This is a genomic window from Streptacidiphilus sp. MAP12-33 (genome assembly GCF_041261265.1).
Taxonomy (GTDB): Bacteria; Actinomycetota; Actinomycetes; order Streptomycetales; family Streptomycetaceae; genus Streptacidiphilus.
This window is the reverse complement of record NZ_JBGCCA010000061.1, coordinates 15,926-31,244: the sequence shown is the minus strand read 5'-3', so window position 1 is coordinate 31,244 and position 15,319 is coordinate 15,926. Positions and strand designations below refer to the sequence as shown.

The 15,319-nt window shown below is 70.9% G+C and carries 14 protein-coding genes; 6 read left to right on the top strand and 8 right to left on the bottom strand.

Annotation, left to right across the window (positions count from 1 at the left end; translation table 11 throughout):
- Window positions 1–89 precede the first annotated feature (89 nt).
- Window positions 90–302 carry an MbtH family protein gene (locus ABH931_RS38410; protein ID WP_370124402.1) on the bottom strand — a complete coding sequence of 71 codons (213 nt, stop codon included), beginning with the start codon at window positions 300–302 and terminating at the stop codon, window positions 90–92.
- Window positions 303–640: 338 nt separating this feature from the next.
- Between ABH931_RS38410 and ABH931_RS38405 the strand changes: the two genes are divergently transcribed.
- On the top strand, window positions 641–3,091 hold the full coding sequence (locus ABH931_RS38405; protein WP_370124400.1) for an amino acid adenylation domain-containing protein: 2,451 nt from the start codon (window positions 641–643) through the stop codon (window positions 3,089–3,091).
- A 31-nt stretch (window positions 3,092–3,122) separates the two neighbouring features.
- Here ABH931_RS38405 and ABH931_RS38400 read toward each other — a convergent pair whose 3' ends face one another.
- Complete coding sequence (locus ABH931_RS38400) at window positions 3,123–4,214, bottom strand: class I SAM-dependent methyltransferase (protein ID WP_370124398.1); 1,092 nt, start codon at window positions 4,212–4,214, stop codon at window positions 3,123–3,125.
- A 360-nt stretch (window positions 4,215–4,574) separates the two neighbouring features.
- Here ABH931_RS38400 and ABH931_RS38395 point away from each other — a divergent pair, with 360 nt between their 5' ends.
- The 3 genes from ABH931_RS38395 (at window position 4,575) to ABH931_RS38385 (ending at window position 8,074) form a co-directional block, all read left to right on the top strand.
- Window positions 4,575–5,903, top strand: coding sequence for an MFS transporter (locus tag ABH931_RS38395; protein WP_370124396.1), 1,329 nt, complete (start codon window positions 4,575–4,577; stop codon window positions 5,901–5,903).
- Between the two features lie 146 nt (window positions 5,904–6,049).
- Window positions 6,050–6,808 carry a class II aldolase/adducin family protein gene (locus ABH931_RS38390; RefSeq protein WP_370124394.1) on the top strand — a complete coding sequence of 253 codons (759 nt, stop codon included), beginning with the start codon at window positions 6,050–6,052 and terminating at the stop codon, window positions 6,806–6,808.
- Between the two features lie 324 nt (window positions 6,809–7,132).
- A complete protein-coding gene (locus ABH931_RS38385) occupies window positions 7,133–8,074 on the top strand; it encodes a Gfo/Idh/MocA family protein (protein WP_370124392.1) in 942 nt (313 codons plus the stop codon).
- A 52-nt stretch (window positions 8,075–8,126) separates the two neighbouring features.
- On the opposite strand, the gene ABH931_RS38380 is transcribed toward ABH931_RS38385, so the two are convergent.
- Complete coding sequence (locus tag ABH931_RS38380; protein WP_370124390.1) at window positions 8,127–9,143, bottom strand: LuxR C-terminal-related transcriptional regulator; 1,017 nt, start codon at window positions 9,141–9,143, stop codon at window positions 8,127–8,129.
- Window positions 9,144–9,402: 259 nt separating this feature from the next.
- Here ABH931_RS38380 and ABH931_RS38375 point away from each other — a divergent pair, with 259 nt between their 5' ends.
- Window positions 9,403–9,552 (top strand): hypothetical protein, encoded by a 150-nt coding sequence (locus ABH931_RS38375; RefSeq protein ID WP_370124388.1) that lies wholly within the window; start codon window positions 9,403–9,405, stop codon window positions 9,550–9,552.
- Between the two features lie 140 nt (window positions 9,553–9,692).
- Window positions 9,693–10,547, top strand: a complete 855-nt coding sequence (locus tag ABH931_RS38370) for a phytanoyl-CoA dioxygenase family protein (RefSeq protein ID WP_370124386.1) — start codon at window positions 9,693–9,695, stop codon at window positions 10,545–10,547.
- Between the two features lie 466 nt (window positions 10,548–11,013).
- On the opposite strand, the gene ABH931_RS38365 is transcribed toward ABH931_RS38370, so the two are convergent.
- The 5 genes from ABH931_RS38365 to ABH931_RS38345 all read right to left on the bottom strand — a co-directional run bounded on the left by ABH931_RS38365 (window position 11,014) and on the right by ABH931_RS38345 (window position 15,315).
- Entirely contained in the window at window positions 11,014–11,541 is a 528-nt protein-coding gene (locus ABH931_RS38365) for an SUKH-4 family immunity protein (RefSeq protein WP_370124384.1), read from the bottom strand.
- Window positions 11,542–11,545: 4 nt separating this feature from the next.
- Window positions 11,546–12,070: a hypothetical protein gene (locus ABH931_RS38360; protein ID WP_370124382.1), complete on the bottom strand. Its 525-nt coding sequence runs from the start codon at window positions 12,068–12,070 to the stop codon at window positions 11,546–11,548.
- A gap of 3 nt (window positions 12,071–12,073) precedes the next feature.
- Window positions 12,074–13,012, bottom strand: coding sequence for a hypothetical protein (locus ABH931_RS38355; RefSeq protein WP_370124380.1), 939 nt, complete (start codon window positions 13,010–13,012; stop codon window positions 12,074–12,076).
- Window positions 13,009–13,797 carry a hypothetical protein gene (locus tag ABH931_RS38350; protein WP_370124378.1) on the bottom strand — a complete coding sequence of 263 codons (789 nt, stop codon included), beginning with the start codon at window positions 13,795–13,797 and terminating at the stop codon, window positions 13,009–13,011. The genes ABH931_RS38355 and ABH931_RS38350 overlap by 4 nt, the downstream gene beginning before the upstream one ends.
- A gap of 672 nt (window positions 13,798–14,469) precedes the next feature.
- Entirely contained in the window at window positions 14,470–15,315 is an 846-nt protein-coding gene (locus tag ABH931_RS38345) for a hypothetical protein (protein WP_370124376.1), read from the bottom strand.
- Window positions 15,316–15,319: the final 4 nt, after the last annotated feature.

Below are 15,319 nucleotides of genomic sequence, written 5' to 3'. Positions count from 1 at the left end.
GGGCGCCCCGCGCGCCCCCCCCCCCCCGGGGCCCCCCCCCCGGGGCCCCGCGCCCCCGCGCGATACGCGCGGTCCTGCTTCAGCCTGCCTCAGACGGCTTCCATCTGGGCGACCAGGCTGAGCGGCCGCATGTCGGTCCAGACCGACGAGATGTGCTCGATGCAGGTGGCACGGTCCGCCGGACCGAGCTCGCACGTCCAGCCGTCGGGAACCTCGGCGAACTCGGGCCAGAGCGAGTACTGACCCTCGTCGTTGAAGAGCACCAGGAAGCGGCCGTCGGGGTCGTCGAAGGGGTTCGCCATGGGATTGCATCCTTTGCTGGTGGAGGTGGACGGAAGCGGAGCGGCGGGGGTCCGGTGCGGGCGGGCTGAACGCAGCGCGTGCCCTGGGCCCGGGCCCAGGCCCGAAGGCCCGAGAACGAAGTCCTAAGGTCCGGGGCCGTGATCCGAGCTCGACCATAACCGTGGTGCCCGGGGCGTCCACGCGGCTGGCCACTTACTGCCAGGCCCGCCGATGCGACCCGCCGGCGTTGGTACCGTCTCCGCCGCGACGCCCACCCTGCACCGTGGCAAGGACGTCCTCGCCACACGCACCATCCGGTAACCCTCCAGCCCGTACTCGGCGGAAAGGCGAGGCCCTGATGCCCCCGACCATCGTCCGGCCGACGAGCACCACCCTCGACGGGGTCTGCCACACGCTCGTCCGCCGGCTTCCGGCCGACACCGACCTCGACGTGCTGCGCGGCAACCTCGCCTCCGCCGGGCGGCTCTGTCCCGAGCTGGCCGGGCTGGCGATTGCGACGGAGCCGGTCGCCGCCCCTGCCGGGGAGGGCGACGGCCTGGCCCGACTCTGCGTCCTCGCCCGCCCGGACGGCGGCGTCGAGCTGCTGGTCACGGCCCGCCGCGACCGGCTCGGCCGCCTCGGGCTGGCGGCCCTCGCCGCAACGGTGCTCGGTGCGCCGCCAGGGACGACGGCTCCGGCCGAGTCGTGGCCCGTGCCCGGTCCGGTGGACTGGAACCTGGGCGAACGCGGTAGACGCAGTGAGCCGTTGAGCGTGCCGGTCCCGGTGGACCCCGAGGTGGTCGTCGACGCCACGCGCGCGGCCCTGGCCGCGCGGGACGCTGTCGCGGCGGCCTTGGCGCACTACCGCCTGGCCGACTCGTCGGTCTTCGCCGTGTTCGCCGACGACTCGGTGGAGTGCGCCGGGACCAGCAACCCGGCCGACGACGAGGACGCGTCGGCGCTCGGCAGCCACGCCGACGTTGTCGTCCCCGCGCCGCCCGGGGCCCGTCCGGTCGTCGGGGTGTTCGTCGTCGACGCGACCGTGGACCGCTATGTCCCGTTCACCGCCCCGCCGTTCCCGGTGACGGTCACCGTGGAGGTCGGACCGGAGGGCCGGATCGAGGCCCGGCTGTGCACCGACGAGTCCGTCCTGGCCCGGGGCACCGCCGAGCAGTTCGCCCTGGTCCTCGGCTCGCTCCTGGGCGCCTACGCGCGCGGGGACCGCGACCGCGCGCTCGACGAGGTGGCGCAGCTGCCGGCGCCGCAGGTCGCGGCGGTCGTCGCCGTCGGCGGCACTCCGGCCCGTCCGGGATTCGTCCCCACCAGCATCCCGGCCGGGTTCACCGCCGTCGCGCTCGCGCAGCCCGACTCCGCGGCGGTCAGCGACGGCCACACCACCCTGACCTACCGCGAGCTGGCCGAGCGGAGCCGCCGGATCGCCGCCGGCCTGCGCGAGCGCGGGGTGGTGCCCGGCGACCGCGTCGCGGTCAGCCTGGAACGCGACGCAACGGCCGTCGCCACCATGCTCGGTGTCATGAGCGCCGGCGCGGCCTACGTCCCGGTCGACCCCGCGTACCCCGCCGAGCGGCTCGCCTACACCGCCGCGGACGCCGGGGTGAGGCTCGTCGTGACGGACGACGCCGGCCGGGCGGCGTTCCCCGACCGCGCCACGGTGACCACCGCGGAGCTGCTGACCGCGGCGTCCACGCACGACTCACCCTTCGCCGTCGATCCGGCCTCGATCGCCTACGTCATCTACACCTCGGGCTCCACCGGACGTCCCAAGGGCGTCGCCGTCCCGCACGCCAATGTGGCGGCGCTGGTCGACGCCACCCGGGACGAGCTGTCCCTCGGCCCCGCGGACGTGTGGTCGTTCGTCCACTCCAGTGCCTTCGACTTCTCGGTCTGGGAGATCTGGGGCTGCCTGCTGACCGGCGGTCACCTGGTCGTCGTCAGTGCGGAGGCGGCGCTGTGGCCGGAAGACTTCATCGAACTGCTCGCAGCCCGGGGCGTCACGGTCCTGAGCCAGACGCCGGCGGCGTTCGCGGCCCTCGACGAGGCCGACGCCCGCATGCGTCCGGCCCTGGCACTGCGCCTGGTCGTCTTCGGTGGCGAGAGCCTGGACGTGCGGATGCTGCGGGGTTGGCTGGACCGCCACCCGGCGGGGCGCTGCCGCCTAGTCAACATGTTCGGCATCACCGAGACCACTGTCCACGTCACCGCGCAGACCGTCGCCGGGGCCGACGCCGTCGACCGCAGCGTGGGGCGGGCCCTGCCCGGTTGGTCGGTCTCCGTGCGGGACCGCCGGGGAGCCGTGCTGCCCTTCGGTGCGGCCGGGGAGATCTGGGTCGGCGGGGCAGGGGTGGCCGACCACTACCTGAACCAGCCCGAGCTGACCCGGGCGCGCTTCGTGCAGGACCCGGTGACCGGAATCCGCCAGTACCGCAGCGGCGACCTGGGCCGGCTGCACCCAGACGGCCGGCTCGACCACCTCGGGCGCATCGACAGCCAGGTCAAACTGCGCGGATTCCGGATCGAGTTGGGCGAGATCCGAGCGGTTCTGCTGGACGACCCCGGGGTGCGTGCGGCCGCGGTGGTCGTGCATCAGAGCGTGCCCGGTGATTCGGCGACCTCCCGGCTCGCCGCCTACGTCGTCCTGGACGGCCTCCGGTCGACCGAGGAGATCCGCCGCCGCACGGCCTCGTTCCTGCCGCACCACATGGTGCCCGCGACGGTTACCGCCCTGCCGACGCTCCCGCTGACCGTCAACGGCAAGGTGGACACGGCGCGGCTGCAGGCACTGGCCTGAGCCGTGCCGTGCCGTGCCGTGCCGTGCACCGTCAGCGGCGTTGGACGGTCAGGGTGGTGCTCACGATCTCGACCGTGCGGCGCTCGGCAAGTCGCCGGAAGAAGGCCTCCCTCTCCGAGGGGTGGCCGACCAGCAGGGTGCCGTAGGGGAGGCGCCGGGCCAGGATGTCCCCCTGGGTGAGCGACAGGGGCGAGTCCCGGTGGACCAGGGTCGTCACCTGCCAGTCCTGCGGGTTGCGCAGGCGCCTGCGCAGGGCGCCCTGCAGGTTCCCCTCACTCTGGGCGATCTCGCAGACCAGCCAGACCTGGGCGCGGCCGGAGGGGGCGAGCACGGCGTCCAGTCCCGCGTTGATGAAGGCGAACGCCGTGTCGGCGTCCGGGGTGTTGAAGGCGACGTGGTCGAACGGCTCGTCGGCGCTGAACGACTCCCAGCCGGCCACCGCGTAGTCGGCGCGGACGCCGTTCAGTGACGCGTTCGCCCGCGCGAACGCCGCCGACGCGGGGTTCGGGTCGAAGCCGGTCACGCGTTCGTACTCCGAGGCGAACAGGACCGACTGGCATCCCGACCCGCAGCCGACGTCGAGGAACGACCGGGCGTGATCCGGCTTCCGCAGCGCGCTGAACAGCTCCAGGGAGGACGCGTGCGGTGGCATGCACCGGCTCTCGTCGGCGCTGACGAGGAGGTCGTGGCCCACCCGCTCGAACAGGGTGTCGGAGAGGAAGTAGCGCCCCTGGAACTCGGTGAGGGCGACGACCGCGCGCACCTTCGCCGGGTCGTCCGGCACCGGTTCGACGAGCCCCAGCCGCCGGAGCAGCGTCGTCAGAGCCGGGTCGAGGCCGTCGAGTTCGGCGGTCGGCACCTGCCCGCAGAAGAGGAAGAGCCGGCCCAGGACGGAGGGCGGCTCGGTGGACTCGGCCAGCTGGTCCCAGCACTGCCAGGAGTAGCGGCCGGTGTTGGCGAGGATCTCCTCCACCGGGTCGGCCAGTTCGAGCAGCCGTCGAACGCGCCCGGTCGTGTAACCGGACTGACGGAGGCACCGACCGAGCGCGCTCAGGTCGGCGGCCGGTAGCGCGTCGATGTCGAGCCGGGATCGCGTTCCGGTCTGCACGGTCTCACGGTCCATCGAAAGCTCCCAGTCGGTTGGCAATGCGGGCAACGTACTCCACGGAAAGGGCATGCAGTCGGGGCCGGACGCCGGTACGCATAGCGGGTGGAACGGGTGGAAAACGCCCAGGGGCGGTCTCCCGTGCCGGGAGCCTCATCAGGCAGGACAGTGGGATGCCCGGTGCCGTCGTCCGCATGGCGAGACACGGCGGCGTGCTGGCGCCTTCCGGTCATGTCCGGTCCACGCACCCCGATCCCCGGGGGCGACGGGCCCGGCCCTGAGACGATGACGGGCCTGTCCGCGTCCCCCGCACCGGTCCGTCCGCCCGAGGCTTCCGCCCGGGACGAACCGGCCGTCCGAAGAGGGAAGTCACCCGCTTTGAGCACCGTATCCGACCCGAATCCCGCCCCGACCGCGGACGACGCCGCGGCCGGACAGCCGCGTCGCCCGTGGCTGGTCGAACGCGGCCTGCTGCTCGAACGAGGAGCCGGGCGCGACATCGCGACCGCCATGTTCGTGAACATGCTGGGCAACGGGCTGATGTCCGTCAGCGCTGTGCTGTTCTACACCCAGGTGATCGGCTTCTCCGTCGCCAAGGTCAGCCTCGGGGTCGGTCTGGGCACGCTGGTCGGCATGTTCGGCGGCCCGCCGATCGGCCGATTGGCCGACCGGCGCGGCCCGCGCGAGATCTATCTGGTGACGCTGCTGGTCGAGGCCGCCGCGACCGCGAGCCTCGTGCTGGTCAGGGACTTCTGGTCGTTCGTCCTGGTGCTCACGGTCGGGACGCTGGCGCAGGCCGGCAGCGGCGGCGCGCGCGGCCCCATCGTCAACAGGTTCGGCGGCGCCAGGCAGGCGCAGTTCCGGGCCTACCTGCGGTCCGCCGTCAACCTCAGCGCCAGCATCGGTCTGCTGCTCTCGGCCCTGGCGATCCAGGTCAACACCCGCACGGCGTACACGGCGCTGATCCTCGCCAACGCGGTCACCTTCGTGGCCACCGCCGCCATCCTGCTCCGGCTGCCGCACGTCGAACCGGCCGGTGGCAGCAGGGCGGCGGGCGGCGCACGGAAGAGCCGGCGCACGGCTCTGCGTGACCGGCCCTACCTGGCCTTCACCGCACTGAACGCCATCACGTCCTTCCAGCTCAGGGCGTTCACCTTTGCGTTGCCGCTGTGGATCGTGTTCCACACGCACGCCCCGCGCTGGCTGATCGGCACCAGCCTGGTGATCGGGACAGTCATGACCGTCGTGCTGCAGGTGCGGATGACCAAGGGGGTGGACAGCAACGACACCGCTGCCCGGGTCTGGCGCAGGTCCGGCTGGGCGCTGTTGGTCGGGATGGGACTGATCGGATCGAGCAGTTCGTCGGCGAGCACGTTCGGTGCGGGGGCGCTGATCGTGCTCGGCACCGCCGTCATGACGGTCGGTGAGATCCAGCAGGCGGCCGGCTGCTTCCACCTGCGCGTCAGTCTGGCGCCCGACGACGCCCAGGGCGAGTACACCGGCGTGTTCAACATGGGCGCCCAGATCGCCAACGTCGTCGCGCCTGCCGTGGTCGGCCTGTTCTGCGTCGATTCCGGTGCTCCCGGCTGGTGGCTGCTGGGCGGGCTGTTCGCCGCGTGCAGCCTCGCGGTGCCCGGTGTCGTGCGCTGGTCCGACCGCACGCACCAGCGGCAGGCGGAGGCCCCGGGCCCGTTGGCAGAGGCCTGACGGAGCGCCATGTTCGGTGCGGGGAGCTGGGCATGCCGGACGTGGCTGGCAGCTTCATGTCACCTTCCGTCCTGCGGACGACTCCGCCCGTAGTCTCCGCCGTGCCGGGCCGGCCAGAAGAAATGCTTGATTCCGAAGGAGGACGCGTGTCCGATCAGATCGAGGAACTGCGGCGCGATGTGGTGTTCGCCCTGCGCGGTGGCGTGATCCACGGCTTCCACGAGGGCGTCGACAACCACTTCAGCGTTGCCCTGCCCGACGGACGGCTGCTGATCAACAGTTACGGGAAGCACTGGTCCGAGCTGACTCCCGAGGACATCCTCGAGGTCGCCGACGACGGGACCGTGCTCTCCGGGCGCGGCCACTGGGACCGGGCCGCCTTCACCATCCACCGGGCCGTGCACCAGGCGCGCCCCGACGTCGTCGCGGTGTTCCACACCCACCAGCCTTACGCGACGGCCGTCGCCAACACCGCCGAGGGACTCGACACCCGGCTGGTCCAGTCGGCGATGCTCTTCCACGGCCACGTCTCGTACGTGGACTACGCCGGGATCGCCCGCACGCAGGCCGAAGGGGACCAACTGCGCAGCGCCGTCAAGGACGACGGCTCCATCGCCGTGCTCATGCGCAACCACGGCGTGATGACGGTCGGCGCGAACCTCGCCGAGGCGTGGTACCGGCTCTACTTCCTCGAGCGGGCCAGCCAGGCGCAGGTCCTCGCCTACTCGACCGGACGCGAGCTCGTCCGGGTCACCGAGGAGACCGCTGCGTCGACCGCGGCCCAGTGGCACGAGGCCGAGGCCGGATCCGCCGCCACACTGTTCGCCGCGCTGCGTCGGGAGGTGGTCAGGGAGGACCCGAAGGCCGCCGACTGGCTGCCCGCGACCGGCCGGGTCGACGCCTGAGAATCCCGGCGTAGGCCAGGGAGAGCACCTTCTGTCCGGGCGACGGGGAATCCGGGTCAGGATCCGTTTCGTGACGGTTCGGCAGGAACGTCGAACGGTTGACCGGAATCCTGACCCGATTCCGGATGAAACGCTGGATTGCAGGCGAGGTATAGGCGCTAGTGTCTAGTCGGCGGACCGTGCGGCGTTGTTGTGCCGAAATCGATCCGGAGTCCTCTGCTCGGGATTCCTTGCCGTCGGCGATTCGATGCACCGGCCGACAACTTCCACGATCGGGCCCGCCGACCGGATCACCTGCGCCCGCGCACAGAGAGGACGGTCGTGATGACCATCGGAGTGGGGCTCGTCGGTTTCGGCGTAGCGGGGCGCCAGCACGCGGCGGCGCTGGAGGGCCAGTCATTCGCGTGCGTCCGGGCGGTGTTCGACCACGACCCCGGACTCGACACCGGTGAACTGCATCGGGTGCACGGGTGGGACGAACTGCTGGCGGACAGGACCGTCGACCTCGTCTCCCTGTGCATCCCCCCGGGCGGTCGCGCGGCCGCCGCTCAGCAGGCCCTGGAGGCGGGCAAGGCAGTGCTGGTGGAGACGCCGCCGGCGGTGTCCGTGGCCGAGATCGACCTGCTGCTCGACATCGCCGAGAAGCACGGGCGCCCCGTCGGGGTGATGCTGCAGCACCGGCAGAGCATCCCGGAGCAGGTCGAGGGTTGGGACTGGACCGCGGCCTCCGCCGTGCTCGAGGTGTCCTGGTACCAGCCGCCGGCTCACTACGAGCGCGCCCACTGGCGGCAGGACCCGCTGGTCTCCCTCGGAGGCATCACCGCGCACCGCGGCGTGCACTACCTCGACCTGGCCTGCCGGGTGCTCGGCGAGCCCCGTTCGGTGCGGCTGGCCGGCAAGCGTGAACGTGTCGCGGGCATCGACTCGCGGATCGCGGGGACGGTCGAGTTCGAGAACGAGTCCACCCTGGCGCTGGTGGTGACCGGCGAGTCGACCGCGCAGGTCGAGTGTCTTGAGGTCCTCGGCAAGGACAAGCGCCTGCGGATACGCGACGGCGGTGTCACCGTCCAGGACGGCAGGCAGATCGAGGACCTGCCTGCGGTCAGCACCCGGGAGTTGCGTGCCGAGGTGTACCGCGAGATGGCCCATGCGATCGTTGCCGGCACCGAGGCGGAGCGCTTCGGAGTACGCCAGGCGCGTGCGGTGGCGTGGATCCTCGAACAGACCGTCGGTGCACTGCGCCTGGGAAACCAGCCCGGCGTCTGAGCGTCCGCCGGGGGCATCCGGCGCGGGACCGGGACCGGGACCGGAGGGACGCTCAGTGGAAGCCGCCGATTGCCGCGACCTTGAGTGCCGCCTGGAAGCGGGACTGCACGCCGAGCCGTTCCAGCAGGTTCGAGATCATCCGGCTCAGGGTGCGCGTGGACACGCCCAGTCGACGGGCGATCACTTCGTCCTTGGCTCCCGAGGCGAGCATGTGCAGGATCAGCCGCTCCTGCGGCGAGAACGTGATGTTCAGGGACCGCGCCTCGGTCACCTGGCTCCACGAGAGAGCGTTGTGCCAGCAGAAGTCGAAGAAGGTCTGGAAGGAGCGGACCAGTTCCGCTCCCCGTACCGCAAGTGCCCCTTCTTCGCTGACCTTCGGGTTGATCGGGACCAGCACCCGGTCGTCGTCGAAGATCATCATGCGCATCGGCAGGTGGTCGGTGAGCCGCACGTCCATGCCCAGTTGCGAGACCTCGGTGAGGTAGTCGGCGACGTAGTCGACCTCGGCGATGTGCCGCTCGTACAGGGTGCGTATCTGGATGCCCTGGTCGACCGCCGCCTTGTCCCGCAGGAGCATGTCGTCGAGCAACTCGACCGGGGGGATGCCGCCGGGGTGCATGGTGCACTCGTGGGAGCGGACTGTGCTGAGCGCGTCGTACAGGAACACGTTGACCTGGTCCGTGGTGTCGAAGATCTCGATGCTGACCGACTCACGCTTCTCCGAACGGATGGCCATGAAGTCGGCGACGATCGTCTGGATCGACTCCCGGGTCGCCTTGAGCGTGTGCTGGAACGCTGCGGCCTTCCGCTCCTCCGCCGCCATCAGCCGCAGGACCGCGACCTCCGGGTCGACCGGCGAGTAGCCGCCACGGGCCGTCGTGGAGGTGGCGAGCAGTTCGAGGCCCTCGAGGTTCTCCAGGAGCAGTTCCACCTGGGCCGTGGGGATCCCTGCGGCGGCGGCGAGTTCACCGGCGGTCCATGTTGGGTGCTGCAGGACCAGGCGGTAGAGCGTCCGGGCGAGTGCCAGCTCCGAGTTTGCGCCCCTGTCGCCGGGAGATATCGGGACCACCTTCCCCCTCCTTCCTCTCGAAGCTCAGGCGTCTCAGCATCCGAGACCCTACACCGTCGTGGCGGGGACCGGTCGTGTCGTTCGGACGCAACCCACATCGCTGGTCCGCCCCCGCTGCGGATCGGCAAGATGGCTTTGGCGGGAACATGCAGTAACTGCACAGTCCCCCTCCACTTTTCCGAGATCGTAGCAAGGGAAGACCATGCTCAAAATCACCATTTTTGTCATTCTTCTTGCAATTTCCTCACCTGCCGGTGCCATGGCAATTCGCCCGAGCGCCGGATCTGCCTCCGCCTCCCTGACGTCCGGAACCCGTTCCGCGCACGTGGCCGTACTGGCCGACGCCTCGGCCGCCCCCGTCGCCACCGCCTCCGCCGACAGCACGGCGGACAGCAACGGCTGGTGGTAAGCGGTCCTCACGCGTCGGCAGCCGACGCATTCGATCGCCGGGTGGGGCGGTGCGTCCTCGGCCCTGGGAAATTCCTGTGGGAATCGGCCAGCGATCTTCTCAAACCGCACATTCGCATCGAATTTCGGGGGTAATGGGCCATGTCCGCACTTCTTGCCGACGTCGCCGAGCTGAAGGCCGCGTACGACCGCCAGGGTTGGTGCCGCATCCCGGTCCGGCTCGACACGGACTCCGTGGAACACCTGCGCCGTCGCATCGACTTGCTCTGCGAGCAGGACCGCCCCGACGTGGTTCGCGAGAAGGAGAGCGGTGCCGTCCGTGGCATCCACGGCTGCCACGCCTACGACGACCTATGCGCCGCCCTGGTGCGTCACCCGCTGCTGCTCGGTCTCGCCGAGGAGCTCGTCGGCGGCCCGGTCTACGCCTACCAGTTCAAGGTCAACCTGAAGCAGGCACGCGAGGGTGCCGCTTGGCCCTGGCACCAGGACTTCGCCTTCTGGCACGAGGAGGACGGGATGCCCCAGGATCGGGCGGTCAACATCGCCGTCCCCCTCGACGACGTGCACGCGGGCAACGGGCCGTTGGTGTTGATCCCCGGGACCCACCGGCTCGGCCTGCTGGACCTGCCGCAACGCGAGGAGCAGGGAGAGAGGGAGCGCGGCGACTGGCGATCCCACGTGTCGGCCGACCTGGCCTACACGATCAGCGGCGGCCGCGCCGAGCAACTGGGCCGTGAACTGGGACGGCAGACCCTCCTCGGCCCGGCCGGCACCGTCCACGCCTTCCACCCCAGCATCGTCCACGCCTCGTCGAACAACAGCTCCGCGGACCGGCGCGCGCTGCTGCTCATCACCTACAACGCCGTGGACAACGCGCCTGCCCGGCCGACACGGCCGACGTTTCTCGTCAGCCGCGACACGGAGGCGATCACCCCCGAAGCCGACCCGAGGCTGGGCGTGGAGGTGCCTGCGGTCGGCGCGACCGCGGGTCCGTGACGGCGCCGTGAGTCCGCCCGCCTGCCGGATCAGGCCAGCCCTCGCACACCATGGCACCCGGGTCGAGCAGGAACACCTGATCGACTCGTGTGATGTGCCAGAAATCCTGAAGGTTAGCCTCGCTGTTTCGGTTCGGGCTGGCTGAGCTGGGGTGATTCTTGTGTCGGGGGGTCGCGGGGGTGATGCCGTGGTGAGGGATCACCCTGCCGCTGGACGCAGATCCCGGCCACAAGCCGGGTGATTTGCGCGGATGAGGTCTCGGCACGTGCAAGGGCAGTGCCCGCTTCGACACGTCCACGACGAGGGAGGTACTGGCGGGGAGCGGGATCCGGTGCCCGGAGTTCGGACATGATGCCGTTCGGGCCCATGTCCGCTTCTTCAAGGCTGCCGGCGACTGGCCGCTCAGGCGGCGCGGAGGGGGCGACTGACGGGCGGTGCGCTCCGGTGGACGCGCGGCGGAGGGGGGTCAGCCCAGCTGTTCGAAGACTGCGGACCACCAGCTGTCGGGTTCGGCGAAGGCGACGGGGTCGACGGCGCGGAGGTACTCGGCGAGCTTCGCGTGGTACTCGTGCTGCTGGGACGCGTCCGCCTGGGCGGTGTGCGCGCCGCGCAGGGCGAGGCGGTAGAGGAACTCGACGAAGTTCGCCACCGAGCTGTTGACGACCTCGGCCTGGGGCTCCGGCTCCAGGGCGAGCAGGATCACCACACCATGGTCCAGGTCGAGGCAGTAGCGCAGACCCGGGTCGTCGGTGGGTCCGCCGAGGACGAGGACCTTGACCTGTTCAGTTCCCACGTCCACCGGGAGCAGGTCGAAGGCGATCGGCTCGCCCTGGACGTTCAGGGTGAACAGGACCTGCACGAACGCCGGGATGCCGGTCTCCGACAGGGTGGCCACCGCTGACTCGGGCACACCGAAGCGAAGGCAGTCCTCGCGGTCGATGCGGGCGATGTGGCTCGCCCCGAACAGCTCGGTGAGCTCCTGTGTGGTCGCCATGTCCTCATCTTCCGATCGACGTGAGCAGAATGTACCACTCGTCGTACAGCCCGTCGGGGTCCTTCATGGATTCGTCCAGTCCCACGAAAACCGCGTAATCGGGGCCGGCGACCTTCTCCAGAAAGAACTCCTCAATGCTGTCGGCGGCCTTCGCGAAGCTGCCGGAGTTCTGCCATTCGACCTCCCGGTCGGGGAAGTACCAGACGCTCTCGTCGGATCGGCGGATGAACAGCGGATCGGGTTCGAACAGGCCGCAGCAGAAGTACGCGTCCGGGTCGAGGGGAAGGTCCGACCCCTCGATCGGCCGGGTGTAGTACTGGTTCCCCGGCAGGTCCGCCGCGCTCCAGAAGGTCAGGGAGGTCCCGCAGGCCGGGCCGTCGGTGAGGGTCAGCAGCCGGGCGTAGCCCGCGGGTGTGCCGGGCGGGACGGCGTCCGGGGCGCAGCCGTCGGGAACGGACACGCTGTAGAAATCCGGACGGGCGGCCAGCGCGGTACGCAGTTCGCCGACGAGGGATTCAAGGCCGGGCACTTCTCACCACCATTTGATTCGAACTTTTATCGGTGTTCCCGCGGGTAGCGTCCTGATCTGTGATCGTATCTGCTGGGTTCCTATCTCGTAATTGGTCGGTCCGTGCAGCATTCTCAGATTATTCCAGGAGTCGGCGCCGCCGACCTGGAGTTCGGAGACGTGGTCGGGTTGCATGGACTTGGCCAGTGCGGTGCTCTGGTCGGCGAGCTCCGGATCGGACTTGCCGTGGACGCCCTTGATGATGTTGATGAGCGCACCCTTGTAGTCCTTGGTGATCTGGGTGTCCCGGGCCGTGGGTTCCTCGGCCTTGAAGAGTTCGCCGTCGTTGCCGAGCCGGCGCAGCGCCAGCGCCTTGCGGGCGAACTGGACCTTCGGCATGCCCGGCTTCCACTCCACCGTGACGGTGTGTGCGGGCAGGTCGGAATTGGGGCCGTTGCCGGGGTGGGTGCCCGCCACGTCGCGGGAGCGGTCGACCATGCGGTTGACCAGGCCGTCCAGTTGGCTCGGTGTGCCCGCTGCGGGCTCGGCGCCCGGTTGCTCGCGCCGGGCGGCCTCGGCGGCGAGCCGTTGCTGCAGGTGCTGTTCCGCGGCGGCCACCACGGCCTCGGGGGACCTGGCCCTGGCGATGGCGTCCAGCGACGCGGCGGTGTCGGCCTCGTTCTGGCGGGCGTTGGCGGCGTGCCGGCTGATGTTGTCGGCGTAGTCGTGCTTGTGCTGGGCGACCTTGCCGCCCGCGCCCTCGGGGCTGCCGCCGACGGCGTTGCCGACACCGCTGACCACGCCGTGGATGAGCTGGGCGGTCGTGCCGCCGCCGTAGTTCGCGTCGGCCATGTGGCCGTCGAACTCGCCGCTTGCGGCCTCCACCTCGCCGGCTGCCTGGTGCATGTTCGAGGCAGTCTCGTCGAGGTGGTCGGGGTGGGTCCGCGAGTGGCCGCTGCTCATGCCCGGCCTCCGCTCGGCTCGGCTGCCGCCTCGGCGCCGCGTTGGCTGTACTGGTCCTTGGTCGAGCTGACCGCGCCCTCCGCGGCCTGTTCGGCGTGTTGCTCGAGACCGTCGGCGGTGGTGTAGGAGGCGACGCTCTGCTTGGCGGAGTCGACCGTCCCGGCGACGCCCGAGTTCAGGATGCTGCCGGCGTGGATGCCGTTGCCCGTACCGAGCGCGTCGGCGGTGGCCTCGAAGACCAACTCGCTGACCATACCTTCGACTCCGGCGATGACCGCGGCCTTGGCCTCCTGCAGGACCTGGTCGATCAGCTGCTTCTCCAGGGCCTTGAGGATGTCCTTGACCATGGTGCGGGTCGCGGTGACCTCCGCGGCCGCCGCGGCCTCGGTCAGGCCGAAGGTCTCGATCGCCCCGGCCTGGTCGGCGAGCACCTCCACCGCGAGGGCGCCGAGTTGGGCGATGACGGCGTCCTTGGCCACCTCGACGGCGGTCGCCGCGATGTCGAGCGCGTCGGCGAAGTCGTAGCAGATGGTGTGCAGCTTCGCGATGTTGGGGCTGGACCGGTTGGCCCATTTGTCGATCAGGGCCTGGGCGGCCTCGCCCTCGTTCTGGTCGGCCACGCCGTTGATGTGGGTGTCACCACGCTGACGGGCGGATTCGACGGAGTCGGCGTACTGGCGGAAGTGGGTGCCGGTCTCGCGGAGCTTGTCCTCGTCGACGTCAGGCCAGTTGACGCCGATCAGGTTCAACACCCACACCAACTCGCCTGGCAGCATGATGCTCATGGCTGACCACCCCCGGTCCTGCTGTGGCGTATCCCGATTCGTTCCGATCCAGGAGCGATCATATGAGCGATGCGGTTCTGATCGAGAGCTCTTGACGCAGACACGCCGTCTCGACCACGTAGCCCCGCTGCTGGATTGCTCTCCGTTGGACTGTCAGGTTCGTTACCGCGGACGGATGGTGGGATCGGCGATGGCGCCTGGGCTCGGGCAGCGGCCGGTGGGTGGCGATCAGGCGGTCCACCTGCGGGGCGAGGGGCGCGGGCCGGTCGAGGCGTGGCGCGGTCCGCTCGAACCTGCCGACGGGGGAGTCGGGATCCAGCAGGTGGAGGGAGGTAGGGCCAACTTTCCTGCGAGAGTGCCGAGTTCGCGGCCGAGGCTGGCCGGGGCGGCGAGGTCGGCCGGCGTCAGCAGCGCCTGCTCCCACGGCAGGACCGGGACGCCCACCCGCGCCGGCAGCTCCGTCACCCCCGCCTGGAACGCGGACGACCCGGTGCAGGTGGCCGGCCGTCCTCGGCCGACGTAGATGTTCCTGACTGTTCGGACCGGGCCACGACAGGCCACCCGCGTGCTGTCCGGGGCGGCGGCCAGGGTGACGCCCACTGGTGACCGTCGCCGGCCCGACCGTGGAGACGGTCGGGCGGGCGACGGGTCGGGCCGGTGGGGTGGGGTGGGTCAGGAGAACCAGCGGCGCGGGTGGCGGGTCAGGCTGAAGCCGAGGACGGCGGTCAGGCTCGCCGCGACGGCGCCGCCGCCGGTCCACCACCAGCGGGCGTTGCCACCGGAGAAGAGGCCGGAGCCGGTGCCGGTGGAGGCGCTGCCGCCGTTGCCGGGGGCCGGGCTCGGTGACGTGATGCCGCCCGTGGCGGTGGCGGTGGCGGTGTCGGACGTGCCCGCGCTGGGGCCCGCCGTCGGCAGGGAGAGGGGAGTGGAGAGCGAAACGTCGGCGGACGCGGGAGAGCCGGACGGGGTCGCGAGCGTGAGCTGAGCGCTGACCGGTAGCCCCAGATCCTGCTCCGCCAGGTCGCCGACGGTCAGCCGGACGTAGTAGGTGCCCGGCAGCGGGTCGTTCGACCAGGTCTCGGCCCCGGCACGCACTGTCGGCAGGGTGCAACTGAGCTGCACCGAGCCGGAGTCGGGCGCCGCCTGCGCCTGCGGGGAGCCGCCGACGCAGGGCTGGGCGCGGCGCAGGCCGTCGTAGAGGTCGAGCCGCCACGTCTCCGCCGCCTGCCGACCGGTGCCGGAGGGGAGTTGGACCGTCGCCGTGACGGTCGGCGCCTGACCGGCCGCAGCCTGGAAGGACCAGTAGAAGTAGTCGCCCACCGCGCCGGCCGCCTGGCCCGTCCCACCGGGGCCCAGCGGCCCGGCGGTGCGGAACGTGGTTCCGGCGAGGACGGCGGCCGTGCCCGTCGAGGCGGGCGGGGAGGCGGCGGGCGAGGGGGTGTCGGCCTGGGCGACGCCGGCGAGAAGGGGGAGTGCGAGCAGGCTCAAGGCCCCGCCCGCACGCAGAACTCGGGACATGGCC

What these genes read in the sequence shown, in the direction of transcription:
- ABH931_RS38410 (WP_370124402.1), bottom strand. Translation starts at nt 302, where the DNA reads ATGGCGAACCCCTTCGACGACCCCGACGGCCGCTTCCTGGTGCTCTTC.
- ABH931_RS38405 (WP_370124400.1), top strand. Translation starts at nt 641, where the DNA reads ATGCCCCCGACCATCGTCCGGCCGACGAGCACCACCCTCGACGGGGTC.
- ABH931_RS38400 (WP_370124398.1), bottom strand. Translation starts at nt 4,214, where the DNA reads ATGGACCGTGAGACCGTGCAGACCGGAACGCGATCCCGGCTCGACATC.
- ABH931_RS38385 (WP_370124392.1), top strand. Translation starts at nt 7,133, where the DNA reads ATGACCATCGGAGTGGGGCTCGTCGGTTTCGGCGTAGCGGGGCGCCAG.
- ABH931_RS38375 (WP_370124388.1), top strand. Translation starts at nt 9,403, where the DNA reads ATGGCAATTCGCCCGAGCGCCGGATCTGCCTCCGCCTCCCTGACGTCC.
- ABH931_RS38370 (WP_370124386.1), top strand. Translation starts at nt 9,693, where the DNA reads ATGTCCGCACTTCTTGCCGACGTCGCCGAGCTGAAGGCCGCGTACGAC.
- ABH931_RS38365 (WP_370124384.1), bottom strand. Translation starts at nt 11,541, where the DNA reads ATGGCGACCACACAGGAGCTCACCGAGCTGTTCGGGGCGAGCCACATC.
- ABH931_RS38355 (WP_370124380.1), bottom strand. Translation starts at nt 13,012, where the DNA reads ATGAGCAGCGGCCACTCGCGGACCCACCCCGACCACCTCGACGAGACT.
- ABH931_RS38350 (WP_370124378.1), bottom strand. Translation starts at nt 13,797, where the DNA reads ATGAGCATCATGCTGCCAGGCGAGTTGGTGTGGGTGTTGAACCTGATC.
- ABH931_RS38345 (WP_370124376.1), bottom strand. Translation starts at nt 15,315, where the DNA reads ATGTCCCGAGTTCTGCGTGCGGGCGGGGCCTTGAGCCTGCTCGCACTC.